Below are 20,519 nucleotides of genomic sequence, written 5' to 3' on the forward strand. Positions count from 1 at the left end.
TCGCTCCCCCATCCCCAACCCTTCCCCGCCGGGGAAGGGGAAATGAGACGAGCCAATCGGGATTTGGCATAAGTGCGGCGCGCGTTTGAAGGGTTCACGCATCATCCTTAAGGACGCGGCAACCATAGAGCATCACCAACACTTAGCGTCAGCGCGCTAGAGCTGCGGTCCTACGAGAATGCAAGGGCCGCAACCACATATGACTATCCGCACTGCCACCGCCCGCCCGCTTGCAACCCCGGTCCACCTGACCCGCGGCGCGCTGGGGCGGATCGCGGCGCGCGCCGCCAACGATAACGCCGATCTGGCCCGCCAGGATCAGGTGGTGCGTGATGCACTGCGCCATTTCGCGGCGCATGGTCTGTTTGCTGCCGAAGAAGCCGGCAACCGCGCGGCCGCCGCCCATCGCCGCGGTGATCGGGCAGAATTGCGCCACTGGCTGCAGATCTGCGCCGCGCTCGACCCGCGCCGTGCTGCGGCATTGCACCGCAAGCTGGCACACCTGCCGCGCTGAGGCGCGGGGCGGTCTCGCTATTCACCATCAAATCGGACCAAAAAACCCCTCCCCGGTGGGGAGGGGTTGGGGTGGGGGGACAACGCCAACGTCGATCCCCCACCCCCAGCCCCACCCCGATGGGGTCGGGAGATACCCTTATTGCAATTGCGAACTATTATCAGCAAATAGTTGCCGCTAGGGCCTTTTACCGCCTTGCAATCGCGAAAAGAGACGCTTAGGGCCGGTCGGGTACACTGGGCGGCCCCGCTTCCGTGCGGGATGAAAAGGGCCACTACCCGCAGCCAACGATTGATCCCGCTTTACCCAGGCAAAGGACATCGACGCTTTATGGCCAGTACTACCGGACGCAAGAAGATCGCCCTTATCGGCGCTGGTAACATCGGCGGCACGCTCGCCCACCTCGCCGCGCAAAAGGAACTGGGCGATATCGTCCTGTTCGATGTGGTTGAAGGCGTGCCGCAGGGCAAGGCGCTCGATCTGTCACAGTGCGGCCCGGTTGAAGGTTTCGACGCCAAGATCACCGGTTCGAACGATTACAAGGATATCGCCGGGGCCGACGTGATCATCGTCACGGCCGGCGTCGCCCGCAAGCCGGGGATGAGCCGCGACGATCTGCTGGGCATCAACCTCAAGGTGATGAAGGCGGTCGGCGAAGGGATCAAGAACAACGCCCCCGGCGCATTCGTGATCTGCATCACCAACCCGCTCGACGCGATGGTCTGGGCGCTGCGCGAGTTTTCGGGCCTGCCGCACCACATGGTGGTCGGCATGGCAGGAGTGCTGGATAGCGCCCGGTTCAGCCACTTTATCGCCGATGAGTTCAAGGTTTCGGTGCGCGACGTGAACACCTTCGTGCTCGGCGGCCACGGCGATACGATGGTCCCGGTGGTGCGCTATTCAACGGTCAACGGCATTCCGGTGCCTGACCTGGTAAAAATGGGCCTGTCGAGCCAGGACAAGATCGACGCCATCGTCAAGCGCACGCGCGGCGGCGGCGGCGAAATTGTCGCACTGCTCGGCACCGGATCGGCGTTCTATGCACCCGCAGCCAGCGGTATCGCCATGGCCGAAGCCTTCCTGAACGACCAGAAGCGCATCCTGCCCTGCGCCGCGCATGTCAGCGGCCAGTACGGGCTCGACGGGCTATACGTCGGTGTTCCGGTGCAAATCGGTGCAGGCGGCGTGGAAAAGATCATCGAGATCGCGTTGGACGATACCGACAAGGCCGGGCTGCAGGTCTCGGTCGATGCGGTCAAGGAACTGCTGGTCGCCTGCAAGACAATCGAGCCGAGCCTAGCATGAGCGCGCTTCGTCGGGTTGCACTGGTCCCGGTCGCGCTGCTTGCCGCGCTGTCCGCCGCCCCGGCGCAGGCCAAGGTCCCGCCCGAACCGCTGGCCGATGTGTTGGCCGCGGCCAAGGCGATCTGCTTTGACCATCTGGGCGATCCCGCTGCGCAAACTGCCGTGGTCACTGCCGCGCCGTACGAAGCCGAAAAGGTCCGCAGCGCCGACGATGGCACGGTGACCTGGAACACCGACCGGTTTTCGATCGCGATCCTCGACGATCCCGAGAAGAAGTTCTGCATGGTGACCGCGGTGGTCGATCCGAAGACCCGGATCGGCGAAGGGATCAAGCTGGCGCGCCCGCTGCTGGGCGAACCCATGTCCGCCGATCAGGAATTCGTGCTGTGGTACAGCAAGTCCGCTTCCGGGGATCTGACCATGTACGGCTTCTTGCTCGAGCGTGAGGGTGACCAGATGCTCGCCGCATACGCAGCGGGCTTGAATTAAAGCGCATTGCAGCGCAGCTACGGAGATGGATCCCATGAGCACATTTGACCAGATCGCGATGACCCTGGCGGTTTCGGCCAGCCTCGCCTTCGCCGCCCCCGCTTCCGCGCAAGATGTCATCCCCTCGCCCGAAGAAGCTGCCGAGGCTTTCAAGGCGATCTGCATGGACCACGCCGGCGATCACATGGCCCAGGCCAAGGCCGCCACTGCGGCGCCGTGGAACATGAAGAAAGCCAAGGATTCGAACGACAAGCGCGCTTATTATGACAACTTCCCGTGGCAGCTTTCGCTCAGCACCACCGACAGCGGGCTCAAGATCTGTGCGGTCACCACCGCTGGCGATCCCGGGCTGACCGACGCGCAGGCGCGCAGCGCCACGGTGGCGGTGCTTGGCCCGCGCCCGGCCGATCTCGAGGAGGAGAAAGGCGGATATTACTGGACCCCGTCGATCGATGGCCGCGATTACATGATCATGTACCAGACCAAGATTTTCCCCAACGACGGCAATCCGATGACCGTGGTCAGCTATGGGCTGACGTGGAAGTAAGTCTCGTTCCGGAAAATCACTCCATTTCAACAATTTGAAAGCGATGCAATGTCGATCCTGATCAACAAGAATACCAAGGTCATCACCCAGGGGATGACTGGCGCGACCGGCACTTTCCACACCGAGCAGGCGCTGGCTTATGGCACGCAGATGGTTGCGGGGGTCACCCCGGGCAAGGGCGGCACCGTCCACATCGGGCTGCCGCAGTTCGATAGCGTGGCCGAAGCCAAGGCGCTGACCGGCGCCACCGCATCGTGCATCTACGTCCCGCCGCCGGGCGCTGCCGATGCCATTCTGGAAGCGATCGATGCCGGGATCGAGCTGATCGTGTGCATCACCGAGGGCATCCCGGTGCTCGACATGGTCCGCGTCAAGCGCGCGCTGACCGGCTCGGGCAGCCGTCTGATCGGCCCCAACTGCCCCGGCGTGCTGACGCCGAACGAATGCAAGATCGGGATCATGCCCGGCAGTATCTTCAAGCAGGGCTCGGTCGGCGTGGTTTCGCGTTCGGGCACGCTGACTTACGAAGCGGTGTTCCAGACCACCCAGATCGGGCTTGGCCAGACCACTGCGGTCGGGATCGGCGGTGATCCGGTCAACGGAACCAACTTCATCGACATGCTCGAACTGTTCCTGGCTGACGATGCGACCAAATCGATGATCATGATCGGCGAAATTGGCGGCAGTGCCGAAGAAGAAGCCGCGCAATTCATTGCCGACGAGGCGAAGCGCGGGCGCAAGAAACCGATGGTCGGGTTCATTGCCGGGCTGACCGCGCCTCCGGGCCGCCGCATGGGCCACGCCGGCGCGATCGTTTCGGGCGGCCAGGGCGGCGCCGAAGACAAGATCGCGGCGATGGAAGCGGCCGGCATCCGGGTCTCGCCCTCGCCCAGCGAACTGGGCGTGACGCTGGATGCGGTGCTGAAGGAACTTGCGTAATTGCCTGTTGAGCAAACCCTAAGCCGCTACCCGTAGGGGAGGGGTTGGGGTGGGGGTTCGACGCCAGCATGGACGCAAGTCCTGGCGGTCTTGCTCCCCCACCCCCAGCCCCTCCCCGCTGGGGAGGGGAGATTTGAAGGAAGACCCTTATGGGCAGCGAGAGCCACGAATTCCTCCCTGATGATCCGCAACCCGGCCCCAGCTGGGCGCGCGGTGATTGGCGCAGTGCCAGCGATGATCTGACGGCAGCGCTTGATCCCACGCAGATGCAGGCCGCGGTCAAGGCGGCGGCGGCCAAGGCTGGCGCGGTGCTTGATGCCAAAGCGATCGAGGAAGCTGCCGGGGATTCGATCCGGGCGATGATGCTGGTGCGCACTTACCGCGTGCGCGGGCACCTGGGTGCCGATCTTGATCCGCTGGGCCTGTCGCACCAGAACCTGCCGGCCGATCTTGATCCCGCTTACCACGGCTTCACCGGCGCGGCGCTGGACCGCAAGGTTTACCTTGGCGGAACGCTGGGGCTGGAATGGGCCACGGTGCGCGAACTGGTCGATATTCTGAAGCGCAATTACTGCGGCAAAGTCGGCCTTGAATACATGCACATTTCGGATGTGGAGGAGCGCCGGTTTCTGCAGGACCGGATCGAAGGCGGCGACAAGTCGATCGACTTCACCCCTGAAGGCAAGAAGGCGATCCTGTCCGCCGTGATCCGCGGCGAACAGTACGAAAAGTTTCTGGGGCGCAAATATGTCGGCACCAAGCGGTTCGGGCTCGACGGCGGCGAAGCGATGATCCCGGCGCTGGAAGCGGTGATCAAGTACGGCGGCAGCCGCGGGATCAAGGAAATCGTTTATGGCATGGCCCATCGCGGCCGGCTCAACGTACTCGCCAACGTCATGGCCAAGCCATATCGGGTGATCTTCCACGAATTTTCGGGCGGCACCGCCAACCCCGAAGATGTCGGCGGATCGGGCGATGTGAAGTATCACCTCGGCTCGTCGACTGACCGCGAATTCGATGGCACCAAGGTCCACATGAGCCTGATGCCCAACCCCAGCCACCTTGAAACGGTGGACCCGGTGGTGCTGGGCAAGGTTCGCGCCTATCAGGCGTTCCGCGACGATATCGGCCCGGGCAAGCACAAACAGGTGCTCCCGGTGCTGATCCATGGCGATGCGGCCTTTGCCGGGCAGGGGATCGTGTGGGAATGCTTCGGCTTTTCGGGGGTGCGCGGGTATAACACCGGCGGCTGCATCCACTTCATCATCAACAACCAGATCGGCTTTACCACCAGCCCGCAATTCTCGCGCGGCTCGCCCTATCCCTCGGACGTCGCCAAGGGGGTCCAGGCGCCGATCATCCACGTCAACGGCGATGATCCCGAAGCGGTGACGTTCGCCTGCAAGCTGGCCACCGATTACCGCCAGACCTTTGGCCGCGATGTGGTGGTCGACATGTGGTGCTATCGCCGCTTTGGCCACAACGAGGGCGATGAGCCCAGCTTTACCCAGCCGCTGATGTACCAGAAGATCCGCGCGCACCCACCAGTCAGCAAGATCTATGCAGACCGGCTGGTCAGTCAGGGCGTGATCGACAAGGACTGGGCCGCCGAAGACGAGATGCGTTTTGTCGCCGCGCTCGAGCAGGAATTCGACGCCTCCAAAAGCTACAAGCCCAACCAGGCGGACTGGTTCGGCGGGCGCTGGCAGGGGCTGCACGCCCCGGCCGATCCCGAATCCGCACGGCGCAACGTGCCTACGGGCATCGAGGCCAAGCTGTTTGACAGCCTCGGCCGCACGCTGACCACCGTTCCCGAAGGGCTGACGATCCACAAGACGCTGGCCCGCGTGATCGACGCCAAGCGCGAAATGTTCACCAGCGGCGCGGGCTTCGATTGGGCCACCGGCGAAGCGCTGGCCTATGGCAGTCTGGTCACCGAAGGCTTCAACGTGCGCCTCTCGGGCCAGGATTCGGGCCGCGGCACCTTCAGCCAGCGCCACGCGGTGTGGGTCGATCAGACCGACGAACACAAGTACATTCCGCTCGCGACCCTGCCCCACGGCCGGTTCGAAGTGCATGACAGCACGCTCAGCGAATACGGCGTGCTGGGCTTTGAATACGGCTATGCCAGCGCCGATCCCAAATCGCTGGTGCTGTGGGAAGCGCAGTTCGGCGATTTCGCCAACGGCGCGCAGATCGTGATCGATCAGTATATCGCATCGTCTGAATCGAAGTGGTTGCGCGCCAACGGCCTCGTGCTGCTGCTCCCGCATGGCTACGAAGGCCAGGGGCCGGAACACTCCTCGGCCCGGCTGGAACGCTTCCTGCAGCTGTGCGCACAGGACAATATCCAGGTCTGCAACATCACCAGCCCGGCAAATTACTTCCACGTGCTGCGCCGCCAGATGCACCGCGGCTTCCGCAAACCGCTGGTGATCATGACCCCCAAATCGCTGCTGCGCCACCCGATGGCGAAAAGCGAAGCGAGCGAGTTCATCGGTGCGGCCCACTTCAAGCGGATCCTGTCAGACCGCGACGGCGCGAGCGACGAGGCGACCCGCCGCGTGATCCTGTGTTCGGGCAAGGTTGCCTATGACCTGATGGAAGCGCGCGATGCCGCTGGGATGAACGACACCCAGATCATCCGGCTGGAGCAGCTCTATCCGTTCCCGGGTGAGCCGCTGGCGCTGCGCCTGTCGCGGATGCCGGGGCTTGAAGACGTGGTCTGGTGCCAGGAAGAACCGCGCAACAACGGGGCCTGGTCGTTCGTCGAGCCCTATATCGAGGAAGCCCTGATCGCCGCCAAATGCAAGGTCACCCGGCCGCGCTATGCCGGCCGCGTCGCCAGCGCATCGCCGGCCACCGGGCTCGCCAGCCGCCATGCCAGCGAGCAGGGCGCACTGATCGGGCACGCACTGGGGACCTCGGTTCGCAACGAAATTCGTCGCCGCAAAAAGGCGTGAGGAAGCAAGCAGATGTCTACTGAAGTCAAAGTTCCCGTTCTGGGTGAATCGGTTGCCGAAGCGACCATCGGCGAATGGCTCAAGCAGCCCGGCGAAGCGGTCGGGCTGGACGAGCCGATTGCCAGCCTCGAAACCGACAAGGTCGCGATCGAGGTGACTGCGCCGGTGGCAGGCGTGATGGGCCAGCACATCGCCAAGCTGGGCGATACCGTCGCCGTCGGCGCGGTGATCGCCACGGTGGAAGACGGCGTGCCGCCCGCCGGGGCAGAGCCTGTGGCCGAACGCACCGAAGCGCCGGTGGCGCCAGCGTCCGACACGATCGCCCCCACGCCTGCTGCCCCCGTTGCCGCCGAAACCTCGACACTCTCCCCCGCCGTGCGCCGCGCGGTGCTGGAACACGGCATCGATCCAGCCGTGGTCAAGGGCACCGGCAAGGATGGCCGGATCACCAAGGAAGACGTGGTGACCGCCGCTGCCGCCAAAAGCGCTGCACCGGCCCCGATCGCGGCTGCGGCTGCACCCGCCGTTGCCGCTGGCGCTGGTGATCGCGGCGAAGAGCGCGTCAAGATGACCCGCCTGCGCCAGACCGTCGCGCGGCGATTGAAGGAAGCGCAGAACACCGCCGCCCTGCTCACCACCTTCAACGATTGCGACATGAGCGCGGTGATGAAGGCGCGCGATACTTTCCGCGAAAGCTTCGAAAAGAAGCACGGCGTGCGGCTCGGCTTCATGAGCTTTTTTGCCAAGGCCGCGTGCCTCGCGCTCAAGGATTTCCCCGCGGTCAACGCGCGGATCGAAGGCGACGAGATTGTCTATCACCCCTATATCGATCTCTCGGTTGCGGTCAGCGCTCCGAACGGCCTGGTCGTCCCGGTGGTCCGCGATGTCCAGGCGATGGGCTTTGCCGATATCGAAAAGGCAATCGCCGCATTGGGCAAAAAGGCCAAGGACGGCACCTTGACCCTGGCAGACATGGCCGGCGGTACCTTCACCATCTCCAACGGCGGTGTGTTCGGCGGGCTGATGTCCACCCCGATCATCAACCCGCCGCAGAGCGCAGTGCTGGGCCTCCACCGGATCGAGGACCGCCCGGTCGTGCGCGACGGCCAGATCGTGATCCGGCCGATGATGTATCTGGCGCTGTCATACGATCACCGCCTGATCGACGGGCGCGAGGCGGTTACGGCTTTGAAGACGATCAAGGAAGCGATCGAGGATCCGACACGGTTGCTGATTGATTTGTGAGTTAGACGTCGTCCCGGACTTGTTCCGGGACCGCTGGCGTCCAAGCGCGGAGCCAGCGGCCAGCGATCCCGGGTCAAGCCCGGGATGACGGAGGAATAAATGGCTGAATACGACTACGATCTCATCATCATCGGGGCCGGACCCGGCGGCTATGTCGGTGCGATCCGCGCGGCACAGCTGGGGCTGAAGACCGCTTGCGTGGAAAGCCGCGAGACGCTGGGCGGGACTTGCCTCAACGTTGGCTGCATTCCTTCCAAGGCGCTGCTGCACGGTTCGGAAAAGTTTGCCGAGGCTGCCAGCGGCGCTTTGGCGCGCTACGGCGTCAAGCTGGGCAAGGTCGAGCTCGATCTGGGCGTGCTGCAAGCGGACAAGGCCGATGCGGTCAAAGGCCTGACCGGCGGGATCGAATTCCTGTTCAAGAAGAACAAGGTCGATTGGCTCAAGGGCTGCGGCACTTTCAAGGACGCCCACACGATTGAAGTGGCCGGCAAGGCCTACACCGCCAAGAACGTAGTGATCGCCACCGGATCGAGCGTCACACCGCTGCCCGGGGTTGCGGTTGATAACGACAAGGGCGTGATTGTCGATTCGACCGGCGCCTTGGCGCTGGCCAAGGTTCCCGCACACATGGTCGTGATCGGCGGCGGGGTGATCGGGCTGGAAATGGGTTCGGTCTGGCGGCGGCTCGGGGCCAAGGTCACCGTGGTCGAATTCCTCGATCAATTGCTGCCCGGCATGGACATGGATGTCCGCAAGGAAGCCGCGAAGATCTTCAAGAAGCAGGGCATGGAGATCAGGCTTGGCACCAAAGTGACCGGCGCGAGCGTCAAGGGCAAGAAGGCCACGCTGACGCTCGAGCCCGCCAAGGGCGGCGCGGCAGAGACGCTCGAGGCGGATTGCGTGCTGGTCGCGATCGGACGGCGTCCGCACACCGAAGGGCTCGGCCTCGACACAATCGGACTGGCGCTCAACGCGCGCGGGCAGATCGAAATCGATCATGATTTCCGCACCAAGGTCGATGGCGTCTGGGCGATCGGCGATTGCGTGCCCGGCCCGATGCTGGCGCACAAGGCCGAGGATGAGGGCATCGCGGTGGCCGAAAACATCGCGGGCCTGACCGGGATCGTCAATCACGACGTGATCCCCGGCGTGGTCTACACCAACCCCGAATTCGCCGGCGTCGGCCTGACCGAAGAGCAGGCGAAGGAACGCGGCGAGATCAAGGTCGGCAAGTTCCCGATGATGGCCAACAGCCGCGCCAAGACCAATCACGAGCCTGACGGCTTCGTGAAGGTGATCGCCGATGCCAAGACCGACAAGGTGCTGGGCGTGTGGGCGATCGCCTCGGTTGCGGGCACGATGATCGCCGAAGCCGCGCTGGCGATGGAATTCGGCGCGACGAGCGAAGACATCGCTTACACCTGCCACGCCCACCCGACGCATTCCGAAGCGATGAAGGAAGCGGCGATGGGCGTGACCGGGAAGCCGATCCATATTTGACCTCGATGGGGCGGCTCCGGTTTCATCTGGCTTCGCTTGCCGTTCCGGTGTTGGCGGGCTTGGCGTGGATGAGTCTTGCCGAGGCACCTGCGCTTTGGCTGGCAGTCAATGCAGGGGCCTTGGCTCTGGCGATTGCGGCGGCGCTGTGGCTGCCATTGCCCCGCCACAACGGGGGCCAACTGGCGCTGGCGCTGGTGTCGACCGCCTTGCTGACCATGACTGTACTGGCGGGGATCGAAGCTGACGGAGTACGCCGCTGGCTTCAGTTGGGGCCGCTGCGCCTGCACATCGGCTACCTGGTTCTGCCGCTGCTGGTAACGCTGGCTGATCGGTTGCCGGCAAAGCCTGCCTCCGCCCTGCTGCTTGGTGCGGTGCTGGCCTGCGCACTTCAGCCGGACCGAGCCACAAGCTTTGGCCTTGCGGCCGCCACTGCCATGATCACCCTTAACCGGCCGGTATTGCCTTTTGTCGGCGCTCTGGTCGCTGCATTTGTTGGCGCGGCAGTCGCGCTCGGTCAGGTCGATCCGCTCCAGCCTGTTCGTTTCGTCGAAACGGTGCAGATCGATACCTGGCACGCACAGCCGCTGATCGGGATCGCGCTTATGCTGGCAACTTTCGCACCTTTGCTGTTGCTGCGCGATGGCCAGCGCACGGCGCGGCCTTTGGCAGCATTCCTAATCGTGGCGGGGTTGATGGCCTTCGCCGGAGCCTATCCTTCGATCCTGATCGGCTATGGCGCAGCCCCGATACTGGGATTCGGGCTGGCAATTTCCGCGCTGAGAACGCAGTAAGTTGTCCCATGCCCCGCCCCACCATCATGCAGAAATTTGCCCGCTGGCACATCTGGCTGGGTTGGGCTGCGGCGATTCCGATGATCCTGTGGACGGTCAGCGGCGTGTTCATGGCGCTGCGCCCGATTGATACGGTGCGCGGAGAGGAACTGCGACGACCGCCCGCCGCCTTCGCCAGCCAAGTGCTGGTGCCGCCGCAACTGACTGCGCCGGTGACCCGGCTGGCGCTGGTGCAGGAGGGCCAACGCGCGGTCTGGGTGACAACTGCGGCCGACAAGCGCCAGGCGCGCTATTCAGCCGACAGTGGCGCGGCGCTGGGGCCGGTTGAAGTCATGGAAGCGCGCGCCTTGGCCGAAGCCGCTTTCGCTGGCCCCGCCAAACTCGCATCGATCCGCCGCTTCGCTGCCGATGCCGCCCCGCTCGATTTGCGCCGCCCGCGCCCGGCGTGGCAGGCCAGCTTCGCGGATGGCACCCACCTCTACATCGATGCCGAAACCGGCGAAGTGCTGGCGCTGCGCACGGGCTGGTGGCGCGCCTATGACCTGATGTGGGGGCTGCACATCATGGACCCGGTGGGCCGCGAGAACACCAGCCACTGGCTGCTGTGGTTGTTCGGCGGGATCGGCGTGGTCACCAGCCTGTTTGGCACCACGCTGCTGTTTCGCCGCCGCAAGGCTAAACGATGAGCGCGGCCCTGCCCCAGATCCCGGCGGTGCTTGATCTCGCCGGAACCGCGGTCTTCGCGCTGACCGGGGCGCTGCTCGCCGCGCGGCTGCGGCAGACCTTTGTGACCATGGCGTTCTTCGCGCTGATCACCGGGGTCGGCGGCGGATCGGTGCGCGATCTGCTAATCGGGGCGCCGGTGTTCTGGGTGCGCGATCCGTGGGTTGCGCCGGTCTGTCTGGCCACGGCGCTGGTCGCCTGGTTCACCCCGCGCAAATGGTGGGAGGGCGAGCTGCTCGATTGGGCCGATGCCGCAGGCCTTGCCGCCTATGCCGTGCTCGGCACCGCCAAGGCGTTGGCCTTCGGACTCGCCCCGGTGCCCGCAGTGCTGATGGGGGTGATCACTGGCTGCATCGGCGGGGTGATCCGCGATGTGCTGGCGGGCCGGCCCTCGATCATCATGCGGCCCGAAATCTACGTCACTGCCGCCGCGCTGGCATCGGCGCTGTGCGCGGCGGGCAGCTGGCTGGGCCTGCCGCGCGAGATTGCCTGGACCGGGGCGGCGCTGGCCGGGTTCGCCCTGCGCGGGCTGGCGATTGCGCGCGGGTTGGCGCTGCCGAGTTACCGGGCAGACAGTTAAAGCCGATCCAGTTCCTTCAACGGCCGGCTGTTATCGGCCAGATCCTCTGGCGCGATCACTGCATCTTCTTCGACCAGCTTGCGCGCCTGGACATAATCCTTGACCATGTTGACCGCATCGCACGCGATCAGCTTGCCGCCGCGCAGATACAGCACCGAAAAGCTGCGCGTGGCCGGATCGCCGCGCAGCACGGCGGTATCGTGCCCGGCAGACAGCCCCACGGTCTGCAGCTTGAGGTCATACTGGTTCGACCAGAACCACGGCGTTGCGCCATAGGCCACCGGATCGCCGGTGATCGCCTTGGCCACACAGCTGGCCATATCGTTGGCGTTCTGGACCGATTCCAGCCGGATCACCTGGCCATTGGCAAACTTGCTGGAATGGGCCGCGCAATCACCGATCGCCCAGATGTGGGGCAGGATCGTGCGGCAGTATTGATCGACATCGACCCCGTTGCCGCCCGGCGCGCCCGCCGCCAGCAACGGCCCGACCGCCGCGATGATGCCGATGCCGACGATCACCATCTGGCATTCGATCAGCGTCTCGTCGGTCAGCCGCACGCCCGAAACCTGGCCCTCGCCCTCGATCGCGACCACGCCAATCCCGGTGCGCAGATCGACACCGTGCATCCGGTGTTCCTTTTCGAAGAATTCCGACAGCTGCGGCCCGGCGACCCGCGCCAGCACCCGCGGCAACACTTCGAGCAGGATCACCTCCTTGCCCAGCTTGCGCAGCACCGCCGCCGCCTCAAGCCCGATGTAGCCACCACCGACGATGGCCACGCGGCTCACATCACCCAGTTCGGCGAGGATCGCATCGGCATCAGCGCGCGTGCGCACCGCGTGGACCCCGGCCAGTTCGCTGCCCGGGCACGACAGCGGCCGCGGATCGCCGCCAGTCGCCCAGATCAGCTCGCCAAAGCCGATCGCGCGGCCATCTTGCAGCTGCACTGCACGGCCTGCCGGATCGACCGAGACGACTTCGGCATTCAGCAGCAGTTCGATGCCTTTGCCGGCCCAGAAATCCGCCGGGCGGATCAGCAGGCGTTCCCACGCCTTGTCGCCCAGCATATATTCCTTGGACAGCGGCGGGCGTTCATAGGGCGGCTCGGCCTCGCGCCCGATCAGCGCGATGCTGCCTTCGAAGCCGTGTTGGCGCAATTGGATCGCGGCATAGGCACCGCCCTGCCCCGCGCCGACAATCACGACATCGTATTGCTCAAGGGTTTGCATCGCTTCGATTCGCTCCTGTCCCGGCATTTCGCCATAGCGCAGGGCCAAGCCCGCACAATCCTGTTGCGCCAGCGGGAGGCCGCGTTACCACAAGTTGCAGGAGAGGACCCAAATCTATGAACGGTGCGGAAGCGTTTGTTGAAACCCTGGCGGCTGCGGGCGTGGAGGTATGCTTTGCCAATCCCGGCACGTCGGAGATGCAGCTGGTCGCGGCGGTTGATCGGCAGCACGGGATGCGCGCGGTGCTGGGGCTGTTCGAAGGCGTGGTGACCGGCGCGGCCGATGGCTATGGCCGGATGGCCGACAAACCGGCGGTAACGTTGCTCCACCTTGGGCCGGGTCTGGGCAATGGGCTGGCCAACCTCCACAATGCCCGCAAGGCTGGCAGCCCGATCGTCAACATGGTCGGCGAACACGCCACCTATCACAAGCATTTCAACGCCCCGCTGACGTCGGACACCGAAGGGGTAGCTCGGCCGATGTCGGATTGGGTGCGCACCTCCTCCTCGGAACGTGATCTGGCCCATGCAGGCGCCGAAGCCTTTGCCATCGCGCAGAGCTATCCGGGCAAGGTTGCCACGGTCATCGTCCCGGCCAACCACGCCTGGACCGAAGGCTCGTCGGCCGTGCCCCCCTTGCCAGTGGCTGCCCCGCCCCGGACCACTGCCGAAGCGATTGCCGCTGCCGCTGCCGCGCTGAAAGACGGTGAAGGCCCCAAGTGCCTGTTCCTTGGTGGCCGCGCGCTGCGTGAAGGGGCTTTGATCGAAGCCGGCCGGATCGCCGCTGCCACCGGTTGCCGCCTGATCGCCGAAACCTTTGCCACCCGCCATCAGCGCGGTGCGGGCCGGGTCGCGGTGGAAAAGCTGCCCTATTTCGGCGAACAGGCGCAAGCCTTCCTCGCCGAATTCAAGACCATCGTGTTCGTCGGCACCGAACCGCCGGTCTCGTTCTTCGCTTATCCCGGCAAGCCCAGCTGGCTTGCGCCCGAAGGTGCGACGCTGGTGCGGCTGGCGAGCCTGCGCGAGGATGCCGATCACGCGCTGGCCGGGCTTGCCAAGGCGCTGAACGCGCCCGACGAGCCCGCACTGGTGCAGGCGCCGACCAGCTTTGAACCGACCCCGGGCAAGCTCAGCTCGTCCAGCATCGGCGCAATTCTGGCGGCGCAACTGCCCGAGAACGCCATCGTTTCGGATGAAGGCGCCACCCAAGGCGGCGCTTCAATGCTGATGTGCGCGGGCGCGAAGGCGCACGATTGGTTGCAGCTGACCGGCGGCGCGATCGGCCAGGGCCTGCCGCTTGCAGTGGGCGCGGCGGTCGCCTGCCCGGACCGCAAGGTGATCGCGCTTCACGGTGATGGCGGGGCGATGTATACCTGCCAGGCGCTGTGGACCATGGCGCGCGAGCAGCTCGATGTGACCACCATCATCCTCAACAACGGCTCTTACGCGATCCTCAACATCGAACTGATGCGGGTCGGCGTGCAGAACCCCGGGCCCAAGGCGCTGTCGATGCTCGATCTGACCAATCCCGGGATCAACTGGACCCAGATTTCCGAAGGCATGGGCGTGCCCGCAGTGCGCTGCGAGACCGCGGAAGAGTTCGACGCCGCGCTGAAGGATGCCCTGGCGGCCAAGGGACCGCGGCTGATCGAGGCGATGCTGTGACTTTAGCCCCTCCCCGGCGGGGAGGGGTTGGGGTGGGGTTCCCACGCCAGCGCCCAACCCCCATCCCAACCCTTCCCCACTGGGGAAGGGCTTTTGCAAGGTTTGAAGCGAATGGGTGACAGTCTCAACCTGCTGCCCGCCAGCTACGGCGATTTTCGCCGCGCGGCGGAAAAACGTCTGCCGCGCTTCCTGTTCGATTACATCGATGGTGGATCGGTCGCGGAGGTCACCCTGCGGCGCAACACCGCCGATTGGGAATCTGTGCAGCTTACCCAGAAGGTGCTGCGCGATGCTTCGAAAATGGACTGCACGGTCGAGTTGTTTGGCGAGAAGCTGGCCATGCCGCTGGTGCTCGCGCCGGTTGGCATGGGCGGCATGACCGCACGGCGCGGCGAAGTGCAGGCCAAGCGCGCGGCGGACAAGGCGGGGATTCCGTTCTGCCTCTCGACCGTGGGGATCTGCACGCTGGAGGAGGTTGGCGCGGTCTCGGATCGCCCCGCGTGGTTCCAGCTCTACATGCTGAAGGACCGCGGTATCGTGGAGGAAATCCTGGCGCGGGCGTGGGCTTCGGGCGTGCGCACGTTGGCCTTCACGATCGACCTTGCCGTGCTCGGCACCCGTTACCGCGATATCCGCAACGGCATGGCCGGCGGGCTGGGTCCGTGGGGCAAGTTCCGCTCCGGCGCGCTCGATTATGCGCTGCATCCGCGCTGGGCGTGGGACGTGGGCGTGAAAGGCGGGCCGCACGGATTCGGCAACATCGCGATGTACGTCAAGCAATCCAAGAACCCGCGCGATTACCTCAACTGGACCGGCAGCCAGTTTGACAGTTCGGTGACCTGGAAAGACATCGAATGGCTGCGCGCCGTGTGGCAAGGCAATCTGGTGCTGAAAGGCGTGCTCGATGTCGACGACGCCAAGCAATCGGTGGCGATCGGCGCGGACGGGATGATCGTGAGCAACCATGGCGGGCGCCAGCTTGACGGCGTTTCCTCAACCGCCTGCATGCTACCCCATATCGCCGATGCGGTGGGCGATCAGACCACGCTGCTGGTCGATGGCGGGATCCGCAGCGGGCAGGATCTGGTCCGCGCGTTGGCGTTGGGGGCCAAAGCCGCGCTGATCGGCCGGCCGTGGGTGCTGGCGCTGGCCGCTGGCGGCGAGGCGGCGCTGACCCGCTACCTTGGCCTGATGAAGCAGGACATGCGCACCGCGCTGGGGCTGTCGGGCGCGATCAATGCCAAGGACGTGGGGCGCGGGGTGTTGCTGCGGCCCTAACGCCCCGTAAACGCCGCCGGGCGCTTTTCGAGGAACGAGGTCACCCCCTCCTTGAAATCGTCGCTGGCGAACAGCGGCAGCAGTTGCAGGTAGACATGCTGGACGTGCGTCTCGAACGTCTCCTCCAGCCCCATCCGCATTAGCCGCTTGCTGGCGCGCACCGCCATCGGGGCGTTGGCGGCGATTTCACGGGCCATCGCCTGCGCCGTTGCCGCCACCGTTTCGGCGGGCACGACCTGATTGACCAGCCGCTCGGCCAGGCATTCCGCCGCGCTCAGCGTGCGCCCGGTGAAGATGATTTCCGCCGCCTTGGCCCAGCCCAGCATGCGCGGCAGGAACCAGGTTCCGCCGCTCTCGGGCACCACCCCGCGCTTAACGAAGGCGGCGGCCAGCTTGGCATTATCCGCCATGATCCGGATATCGCAGCCCAAAGCCAGGTCCATGCCATAGCCCGCAGCCGAACCATTCAGGGCACAGATCACCGGCTTGTCCATCGCGAACAGCACCGTGGGCGGCGTATTGCGCAAATCGATCGTTTCGGGCGGACGGCGATCCTTCCCGCCGATGCCGCCGCCGCTGACCGCTTCGTTGAGATCGAGCCCGGCGCAGAACGCGCGCCCCGTTCCGGTCAGCACCACCACCCGCACGTCGCGGTCTTCATTGGCGCGGACCAGCGTGCGGGTCAGCTCGTCCAGCATGGCGGACGAAATCGTGTTCATCCGCTCGGGCCGGTTAAGCGTGATCGTGGCAACATCGTCGGCCACGTCATAGGTCATGTCGCTCATGGCAGCACCTTTCCGGGATTGAGAATGTTCTTGGGGTCCAGCGCCGCTTTGAGGGTCTTCATCAAAACGATCTCCTGCGCCGAGCGGCTGATCGCCAGCCAACCGCGCTTTTCGATACCGATGCCATGTTCGGCCGAAACCGATCCGCCCAGCGCGGCAAGCGGGGTATAGACCAGTTCCTCGATCCGGTGCTTGGTATCAGGCGTAAATGGCTGTGCACCCATCAGAATGTGCAAGTTGCCATCACCGATATGGCCGAACACCACCAGTTTCAACGTCTCGCCAAATTCCGCCTCTGCCGCCGTGGTCAGGTCCGCAACATAGCGGTCCATATCGCGGATCGGCAGGCTGATATCGAAGGTTACGCTGGGCATGGTGAACATCATCAGCCCGGGAATGTCGTCGCGGATCGCCCAGATCTGGTCGGCCTGGGCCTGGCTGCTGGCGACCACCGCATCGGCCACCACGCCGCTTTCGATCAGGCCGCCCAGCACCGCTTCGAACCGCGCCGGATCGGCCTCGGGATCGGTCCCGCTCATTTCGGTGATGACGTAGCAGCCGTGCCCGGCGGGCAGCGGCGCGGTATGCCGGCCCGAGGCCACCATCGGCTCATAAAAGCTGGCCCACATCACCTCGAACGCGGTGAGGCCCGGGCCAAGCTGACGTCCGACTTCCACAAACAGGCGCTGCACCGCGGCGAAATCGGCACAGGCCAGCATCGCGGTCTGGGTGGTGAGCGGGGCAGGATGCAGTTTGAGCACCGCGCGGGTAACGATCCCCAGCGTCCCCTCGCTGCCGATGAATAGCTGCTTCAGATCATAGGCGGCGTTGTTCTTGAGCAGCACGTTCATGCTCGAAATGATCGTGCCATCGGCCAGCACCGCTTCGAGCCCGAGCACGTTATCGCGCATCATGCCATAGCGCACCACCGAATTGCCGCCGGCGTTGGTGGAAATCCCGCCGCCAATTGTGGCACTGCCGCGCGCCCCCCAATCAACCGCGAACTTGAGCCCGTGTTCTTCGGCGGCATCCTGCGCGGTCTGCACCATGCAGCCGGCTTCGACCACCATGGTCCGGCCAACCGGATCGATCGCGCCCACGCCGCGCATCCGCTCGAGCGAGACTTGCACATCATCAGGGGTGCAAACCGTGCCTTGAACAAGCCCGGTGTTGCCGCCGGCCGCCACCACCGTTTGCCCGGCGGCGTGGCACAGCTTCATCACCGCGCTCAGTTCGGCGGTGGAGGCCGGGCGCACGATCGCCCTGGCCTGGCAGCGGGTGAAGCCCATGAAATCGGCCGCGCGCTCGTGCACATCGGCGCCGGCAATCAGTCCTTGCGGGCCGACGATCTGGGCGATTTGATCGAGAAGCTGGGTCATGAGTTCAGGCTAGCTCCAACCTTGCGCCCCAGCAATAGCCCCTCCCCACCGGGGAGGGGTTGGGGTTCGACGCTGGCGTAGTGGCCCACCCCGCTGCGACTAGGCGGCAAGCCGCCAAGTCTTGCTGCCCCTCCCCACCGGGGAGGGGTTAGCTGCTTAGCTATCCAGCCGCTCGATGATGATCGCCGGGGCCATCCCGCCTGCAGCGCACATCGTGATCAGACCATAGCGGCCGCCGGTGCGTTCCAGTTCATCGAGCGCGGTGCCGATCAGGATCGAACCGGTGGCGCCGATCGGGTGGCCCAGCGCCATCGCGCCGCCGTTTGGGTTGACCTTGGCCCGGTCGAGATCGAGATCGCGGATGAACTTTTCGGCGACCACCGCAAAAGCCTCGTTGATTTCCCAGACGTCGATATCGTCCTTGGTCAGCCCGGCCTTGGCCAGCACTTTCTTCGCCGCCGGGACCGGCGCGTTGAGCATCAGCGTGGGATCATCGCCCTGGTTGGCATAGGCCACCACGCGCGCGCGCGGCTTGAGCCCGTGACTGTCGGCGTATTCCTTGCTGGTGATCAGGATCGCCGCCGCGCCATCGACCACGCCCGAAGAATTGCCGGCATGGTGGAAGTGCTGGATTTCGAGATCCGGATAGCGGCGGTTGATCTGCTTGCGGAAAGTGGTGCCGCCAATGTCGAAATCGGCAATCTGCGAAAACGCCGGCTTGAGCGAGGCCAGCCCTTCGGCGGTGGTTTCGGGGCGGGGAAATTCCTCGCGGTCAAGCGCAATGCTGCCGTCTTCGTTGAGCACCGGCACCACCGATCTGGCGAAGCGGCCTTCCTTGATCGCCACATCGGCGCGCTGCTGGCTGGTCAGCGCCAGGCTGTCGAGCGCCTCGCGGCTGATCCCTTCCATGCTGGCGATTGCATCGCCGCAGATGCCCTGATGGCTTTGCGGGTGCAGCACATCGAGCGCTTCGTTGCCCGATCCCATCAGCCGGGGCGCGATCCCGGCGTTGGCCTGTTCGGCCGCGAAAGCGCTGGTGTAGCTCATCATTTCGGTACCGCCTGCGATCACGCAGTCTTCCATCCCCGACATCACCGATGCCGCCGCGAGGTTGACCGAGGTGATCCCGCCGCCGCAGAACCGGTCGAGCGTGGTGCCCGAAGCGGAAATATCATAGCCTGCGGCCAGCGCCGACATCCGGCCGAGATCCCCGCCCTGCTTGCCGTTCTGGCTCGAGGTTGACCAGACGATGTCGTCGACGGTCTTGGTATCAAGGTGGTTGCGGTCCTTGATCGCCTTCAGCACGGTGACAGCGAGGTGCTGCGGGTGAAGGTGCGAAAGCGCGCCCTTGCCCGGCTTGCCCACCCCGCGCGGGGTGCGGACGGCATCGATGATATAGGCTTCGGCCATTGGTTTTCTCCTCTTAAGCCAGCATGCCGACAAGGCGCTGGCGGATGATGCTTTCGGCGTCAGCCACGATCCGGCTAACCAGCACTTCGCAGGTCGGGATATCGTGGATCAGGCCCTGGATCATGCCCGCCGACCAGATGCCGTGGTTGGTATCGCCGGTTTGCAGCCCTTCGCGGCCGCGCACGCCTTTGACCAGATCGGCCACGGCGGCGAAGTCCTTACCCTCGGCCTCGGCCGCGACCACGGCCCGCGAAATCTCGTTCTTCGCCACCCGCGCGGTATTGCGGAAGGTGCGGAAGATCAGGTCGGTCGCGCGTTCGTCCCCTGCCACCATCGCATCCTTGAACGCCTGGTGGATCGGTGCTTCGACCGTGGCGGTAAAGCGGGTGCCCATGTTGATCCCGTCGGCCCCCAGCGCGAGGGCAGCAGCAAGGCCGCGGCCATCGCCAAACCCGCCCGAGGCAAGTATCGGGATCTTGACCTGATCGGCCGCAGCCGGGATCAGGATCAGACCCGGGATATCATCTTCGCCCGGGTGCCCGGCGCATTCGAACCCATCGATCGAGATCACATCGACCCCGGCCCGCTCGGACGAAAGCGCATGACGCACCGCAGTGCACTTGTGCAAAATCAGAATCCCGTGGGGCTTCATCATTTCCCACAATTCGCGGACCGCGGGCGTTCCGGCGGTTTCGACGATCTTGACGCCCGAATCGATGATCGCCTGGGCATAGCCCTTGTAATCGGGCGGGTTGATTGTCGGGAACACGGTCAGGTTCACGCCGAACGGTTTGTCGGTCATGCCCCGGCAGCGTTCGATTTCGGCACTGAGCGCCGCAGCATTGGGCTGGGTCAGTCCGGTCAGGATGCCAAGCCCGCCAGCGTTTGAGACCGCGCTGGCCATCTCGGCCACCCCGACCCATTGCATCCCGCCCTGCACCACCGGGTGTTCGATCCCCAGCATTTCAGTAATCCGCGTCCTGATTGCCATTGCCGGCCTCTCCCATCGCCAAGTGTTGTTTGGCGACTCGTTTAACCGTTCGGTTAAATTTGGCAATCGCTAAGGTAGCTTCTAATTCGGGGACACAATACGAATTAGCTCCTTAACGGTGACCTCCGTCAACCAGCCTGGTTGGTAATTCGTATTGTGTCCCCGAATTAGCGGTGTCCCCGAAT

18 protein-coding genes are annotated in these 20,519 nt (G+C 64.9%); 13 read left to right on the forward strand and 5 right to left on the reverse strand.

Features of this window, described 5'->3' with window-relative positions; genetic code table 11:
* The first annotated feature begins 199 nt into the window (after positions 1 to 199).
* The 11 genes from RMN99_RS07190 (at position 200) to RMN99_RS07240 (ending at position 11,595) form a co-directional block, all read left to right on the forward strand.
* Positions 200 to 514, forward strand: a complete 315-nt coding sequence (locus tag RMN99_RS07190; RefSeq protein ID WP_309622623.1) for a hypothetical protein — start codon at positions 200 to 202, stop codon at positions 512 to 514.
* Positions 515 to 844: 330 nt separating this feature from the next.
* Positions 845 to 1,819: a malate dehydrogenase gene (mdh, locus tag RMN99_RS07195; protein WP_309622624.1), complete on the forward strand. Its 975-nt coding sequence runs from the start codon at positions 845 to 847 to the stop codon at positions 1,817 to 1,819.
* Positions 1,816 to 2,307 (forward strand): hypothetical protein, encoded by a 492-nt coding sequence (locus tag RMN99_RS07200; RefSeq protein ID WP_309622625.1) that lies wholly within the window; start codon positions 1,816 to 1,818, stop codon positions 2,305 to 2,307. Before mdh ends, RMN99_RS07200 begins: the two co-directional genes overlap by 4 nt.
* A gap of 34 nt (positions 2,308 to 2,341) precedes the next feature.
* On the forward strand, positions 2,342 to 2,854 hold the full coding sequence (locus RMN99_RS07205) for a hypothetical protein (protein WP_309622626.1): 513 nt from the start codon (positions 2,342 to 2,344) through the stop codon (positions 2,852 to 2,854).
* Between the two features lie 48 nt (positions 2,855 to 2,902).
* Positions 2,903 to 3,793, forward strand: coding sequence for a succinate--CoA ligase subunit alpha (gene sucD, locus RMN99_RS07210; RefSeq protein WP_309622627.1), 891 nt, complete (start codon positions 2,903 to 2,905; stop codon positions 3,791 to 3,793).
* A gap of 149 nt (positions 3,794 to 3,942) precedes the next feature.
* The gene (locus RMN99_RS07215; protein WP_309622628.1) at positions 3,943 to 6,756 is read left to right on the forward strand and encodes a 2-oxoglutarate dehydrogenase E1 component; all 2,814 of its coding nucleotides are present in this window, start codon (positions 3,943 to 3,945) and stop codon (positions 6,754 to 6,756) included.
* Positions 6,757 to 6,768: 12 nt separating this feature from the next.
* Positions 6,769 to 8,001 carry a 2-oxoglutarate dehydrogenase complex dihydrolipoyllysine-residue succinyltransferase gene (gene odhB / locus RMN99_RS07220; RefSeq protein ID WP_309622629.1) on the forward strand — a complete coding sequence of 411 codons (1,233 nt, stop codon included), beginning with the start codon at positions 6,769 to 6,771 and terminating at the stop codon, positions 7,999 to 8,001.
* A gap of 99 nt (positions 8,002 to 8,100) precedes the next feature.
* On the forward strand, positions 8,101 to 9,501 hold the full coding sequence (gene lpdA, locus RMN99_RS07225; RefSeq protein ID WP_309622630.1) for a dihydrolipoyl dehydrogenase: 1,401 nt from the start codon (positions 8,101 to 8,103) through the stop codon (positions 9,499 to 9,501).
* Positions 9,502 to 9,569: 68 nt separating this feature from the next.
* Positions 9,570 to 10,292, forward strand: coding sequence for a hypothetical protein (locus RMN99_RS07230; protein WP_309622631.1), 723 nt, complete (start codon positions 9,570 to 9,572; stop codon positions 10,290 to 10,292).
* A gap of 8 nt (positions 10,293 to 10,300) precedes the next feature.
* Positions 10,301 to 10,978, forward strand: coding sequence for a hypothetical protein (locus tag RMN99_RS07235; protein WP_309622632.1), 678 nt, complete (start codon positions 10,301 to 10,303; stop codon positions 10,976 to 10,978).
* A complete protein-coding gene (locus tag RMN99_RS07240) occupies positions 10,975 to 11,595 on the forward strand; it encodes a trimeric intracellular cation channel family protein (RefSeq protein ID WP_309622633.1) in 621 nt (206 codons plus the stop codon). The genes RMN99_RS07235 and RMN99_RS07240 overlap by 4 nt, the downstream gene beginning before the upstream one ends.
* Here the strand turns inward: RMN99_RS07240 and RMN99_RS07245 are convergent.
* Positions 11,592 to 12,827 (reverse strand): FAD-dependent oxidoreductase, encoded by a 1,236-nt coding sequence (locus RMN99_RS07245; protein ID WP_309622735.1) that lies wholly within the window; start codon positions 12,825 to 12,827, stop codon positions 11,592 to 11,594. The genes RMN99_RS07240 and RMN99_RS07245 overlap by 4 nt on opposite strands.
* Before the next feature lie 116 nt (positions 12,828 to 12,943).
* Between RMN99_RS07245 and RMN99_RS07250 the strand changes: the two genes are divergently transcribed.
* Entirely contained in the window at positions 12,944 to 14,491 is a 1,548-nt protein-coding gene (locus tag RMN99_RS07250) for an acetolactate synthase large subunit (protein WP_309622634.1), read from the forward strand.
* 111 nt (positions 14,492 to 14,602) lie between these two features.
* Positions 14,603 to 15,769 carry an L-lactate dehydrogenase gene (locus RMN99_RS07255; RefSeq protein ID WP_309622635.1) on the forward strand — a complete coding sequence of 389 codons (1,167 nt, stop codon included), beginning with the start codon at positions 14,603 to 14,605 and terminating at the stop codon, positions 15,767 to 15,769.
* Here the strand turns inward: RMN99_RS07255 and RMN99_RS07260 are convergent.
* From RMN99_RS07260 to RMN99_RS07275, 4 genes are all read right to left on the reverse strand, one after another.
* The gene (locus tag RMN99_RS07260) at positions 15,766 to 16,554 is read right to left on the reverse strand and encodes an enoyl-CoA hydratase-related protein (protein ID WP_309622636.1); all 789 of its coding nucleotides are present in this window, start codon (positions 16,552 to 16,554) and stop codon (positions 15,766 to 15,768) included. The genes RMN99_RS07255 and RMN99_RS07260 overlap by 4 nt on opposite strands.
* On the reverse strand, positions 16,551 to 17,933 hold the full coding sequence (locus tag RMN99_RS07265; RefSeq protein WP_309622637.1) for an FAD-binding oxidoreductase: 1,383 nt from the start codon (positions 17,931 to 17,933) through the stop codon (positions 16,551 to 16,553). The genes RMN99_RS07260 and RMN99_RS07265 overlap by 4 nt, the downstream gene beginning before the upstream one ends.
* Positions 17,934 to 18,089: 156 nt before the next feature.
* Positions 18,090 to 19,343 carry an acetyl-CoA C-acetyltransferase gene (locus RMN99_RS07270; RefSeq protein WP_309622638.1) on the reverse strand — a complete coding sequence of 418 codons (1,254 nt, stop codon included), beginning with the start codon at positions 19,341 to 19,343 and terminating at the stop codon, positions 18,090 to 18,092.
* Positions 19,344 to 19,356: 13 nt separating this feature from the next.
* Positions 19,357 to 20,334, reverse strand: coding sequence for a nitronate monooxygenase family protein (locus RMN99_RS07275; protein ID WP_309622639.1), 978 nt, complete (start codon positions 20,332 to 20,334; stop codon positions 19,357 to 19,359).
* Between the last annotated feature and the right edge of the window lie 185 nt (positions 20,335 to 20,519).

Source organism: Novosphingobium sp. (genome assembly GCF_031417815.1).
Lineage (GTDB): Bacteria > Pseudomonadota > Alphaproteobacteria > Sphingomonadales > Sphingomonadaceae > Novosphingobium.

What these genes read in the sequence shown, in the direction of transcription:
- RMN99_RS07190 (WP_309622623.1), top strand. Translation starts at nt 200, where the DNA reads ATGACTATCCGCACTGCCACCGCCCGCCCGCTTGCAACCCCGGTCCAC.
- mdh (WP_309622624.1), top strand. Translation starts at nt 845, where the DNA reads ATGGCCAGTACTACCGGACGCAAGAAGATCGCCCTTATCGGCGCTGGT.
- RMN99_RS07200 (WP_309622625.1), top strand. Translation starts at nt 1,816, where the DNA reads ATGAGCGCGCTTCGTCGGGTTGCACTGGTCCCGGTCGCGCTGCTTGCC.
- RMN99_RS07205 (WP_309622626.1), top strand. Translation starts at nt 2,342, where the DNA reads ATGAGCACATTTGACCAGATCGCGATGACCCTGGCGGTTTCGGCCAGC.
- sucD (WP_309622627.1), top strand. Translation starts at nt 2,903, where the DNA reads ATGTCGATCCTGATCAACAAGAATACCAAGGTCATCACCCAGGGGATG.
- RMN99_RS07215 (WP_309622628.1), top strand. Translation starts at nt 3,943, where the DNA reads ATGGGCAGCGAGAGCCACGAATTCCTCCCTGATGATCCGCAACCCGGC.
- odhB (WP_309622629.1), top strand. Translation starts at nt 6,769, where the DNA reads ATGTCTACTGAAGTCAAAGTTCCCGTTCTGGGTGAATCGGTTGCCGAA.
- lpdA (WP_309622630.1), top strand. Translation starts at nt 8,101, where the DNA reads ATGGCTGAATACGACTACGATCTCATCATCATCGGGGCCGGACCCGGC.
- RMN99_RS07230 (WP_309622631.1), top strand. Translation starts at nt 9,570, where the DNA reads ATGAGTCTTGCCGAGGCACCTGCGCTTTGGCTGGCAGTCAATGCAGGG.
- RMN99_RS07235 (WP_309622632.1), top strand. Translation starts at nt 10,301, where the DNA reads ATGCCCCGCCCCACCATCATGCAGAAATTTGCCCGCTGGCACATCTGG.
- RMN99_RS07240 (WP_309622633.1), top strand. Translation starts at nt 10,975, where the DNA reads ATGAGCGCGGCCCTGCCCCAGATCCCGGCGGTGCTTGATCTCGCCGGA.
- RMN99_RS07245 (WP_309622735.1), bottom strand. Translation starts at nt 12,827, where the DNA reads ATGCAAACCCTTGAGCAATACGATGTCGTGATTGTCGGCGCGGGGCAG.
- RMN99_RS07250 (WP_309622634.1), top strand. Translation starts at nt 12,944, where the DNA reads ATGAACGGTGCGGAAGCGTTTGTTGAAACCCTGGCGGCTGCGGGCGTG.
- RMN99_RS07255 (WP_309622635.1), top strand. Translation starts at nt 14,603, where the DNA reads ATGGGTGACAGTCTCAACCTGCTGCCCGCCAGCTACGGCGATTTTCGC.
- RMN99_RS07260 (WP_309622636.1), bottom strand. Translation starts at nt 16,554, where the DNA reads ATGAGCGACATGACCTATGACGTGGCCGACGATGTTGCCACGATCACG.
- RMN99_RS07265 (WP_309622637.1), bottom strand. Translation starts at nt 17,933, where the DNA reads ATGACCCAGCTTCTCGATCAAATCGCCCAGATCGTCGGCCCGCAAGGA.
- RMN99_RS07270 (WP_309622638.1), bottom strand. Translation starts at nt 19,343, where the DNA reads ATGGCCGAAGCCTATATCATCGATGCCGTCCGCACCCCGCGCGGGGTG.
- RMN99_RS07275 (WP_309622639.1), bottom strand. Translation starts at nt 20,334, where the DNA reads ATGGCAATCAGGACGCGGATTACTGAAATGCTGGGGATCGAACACCCG.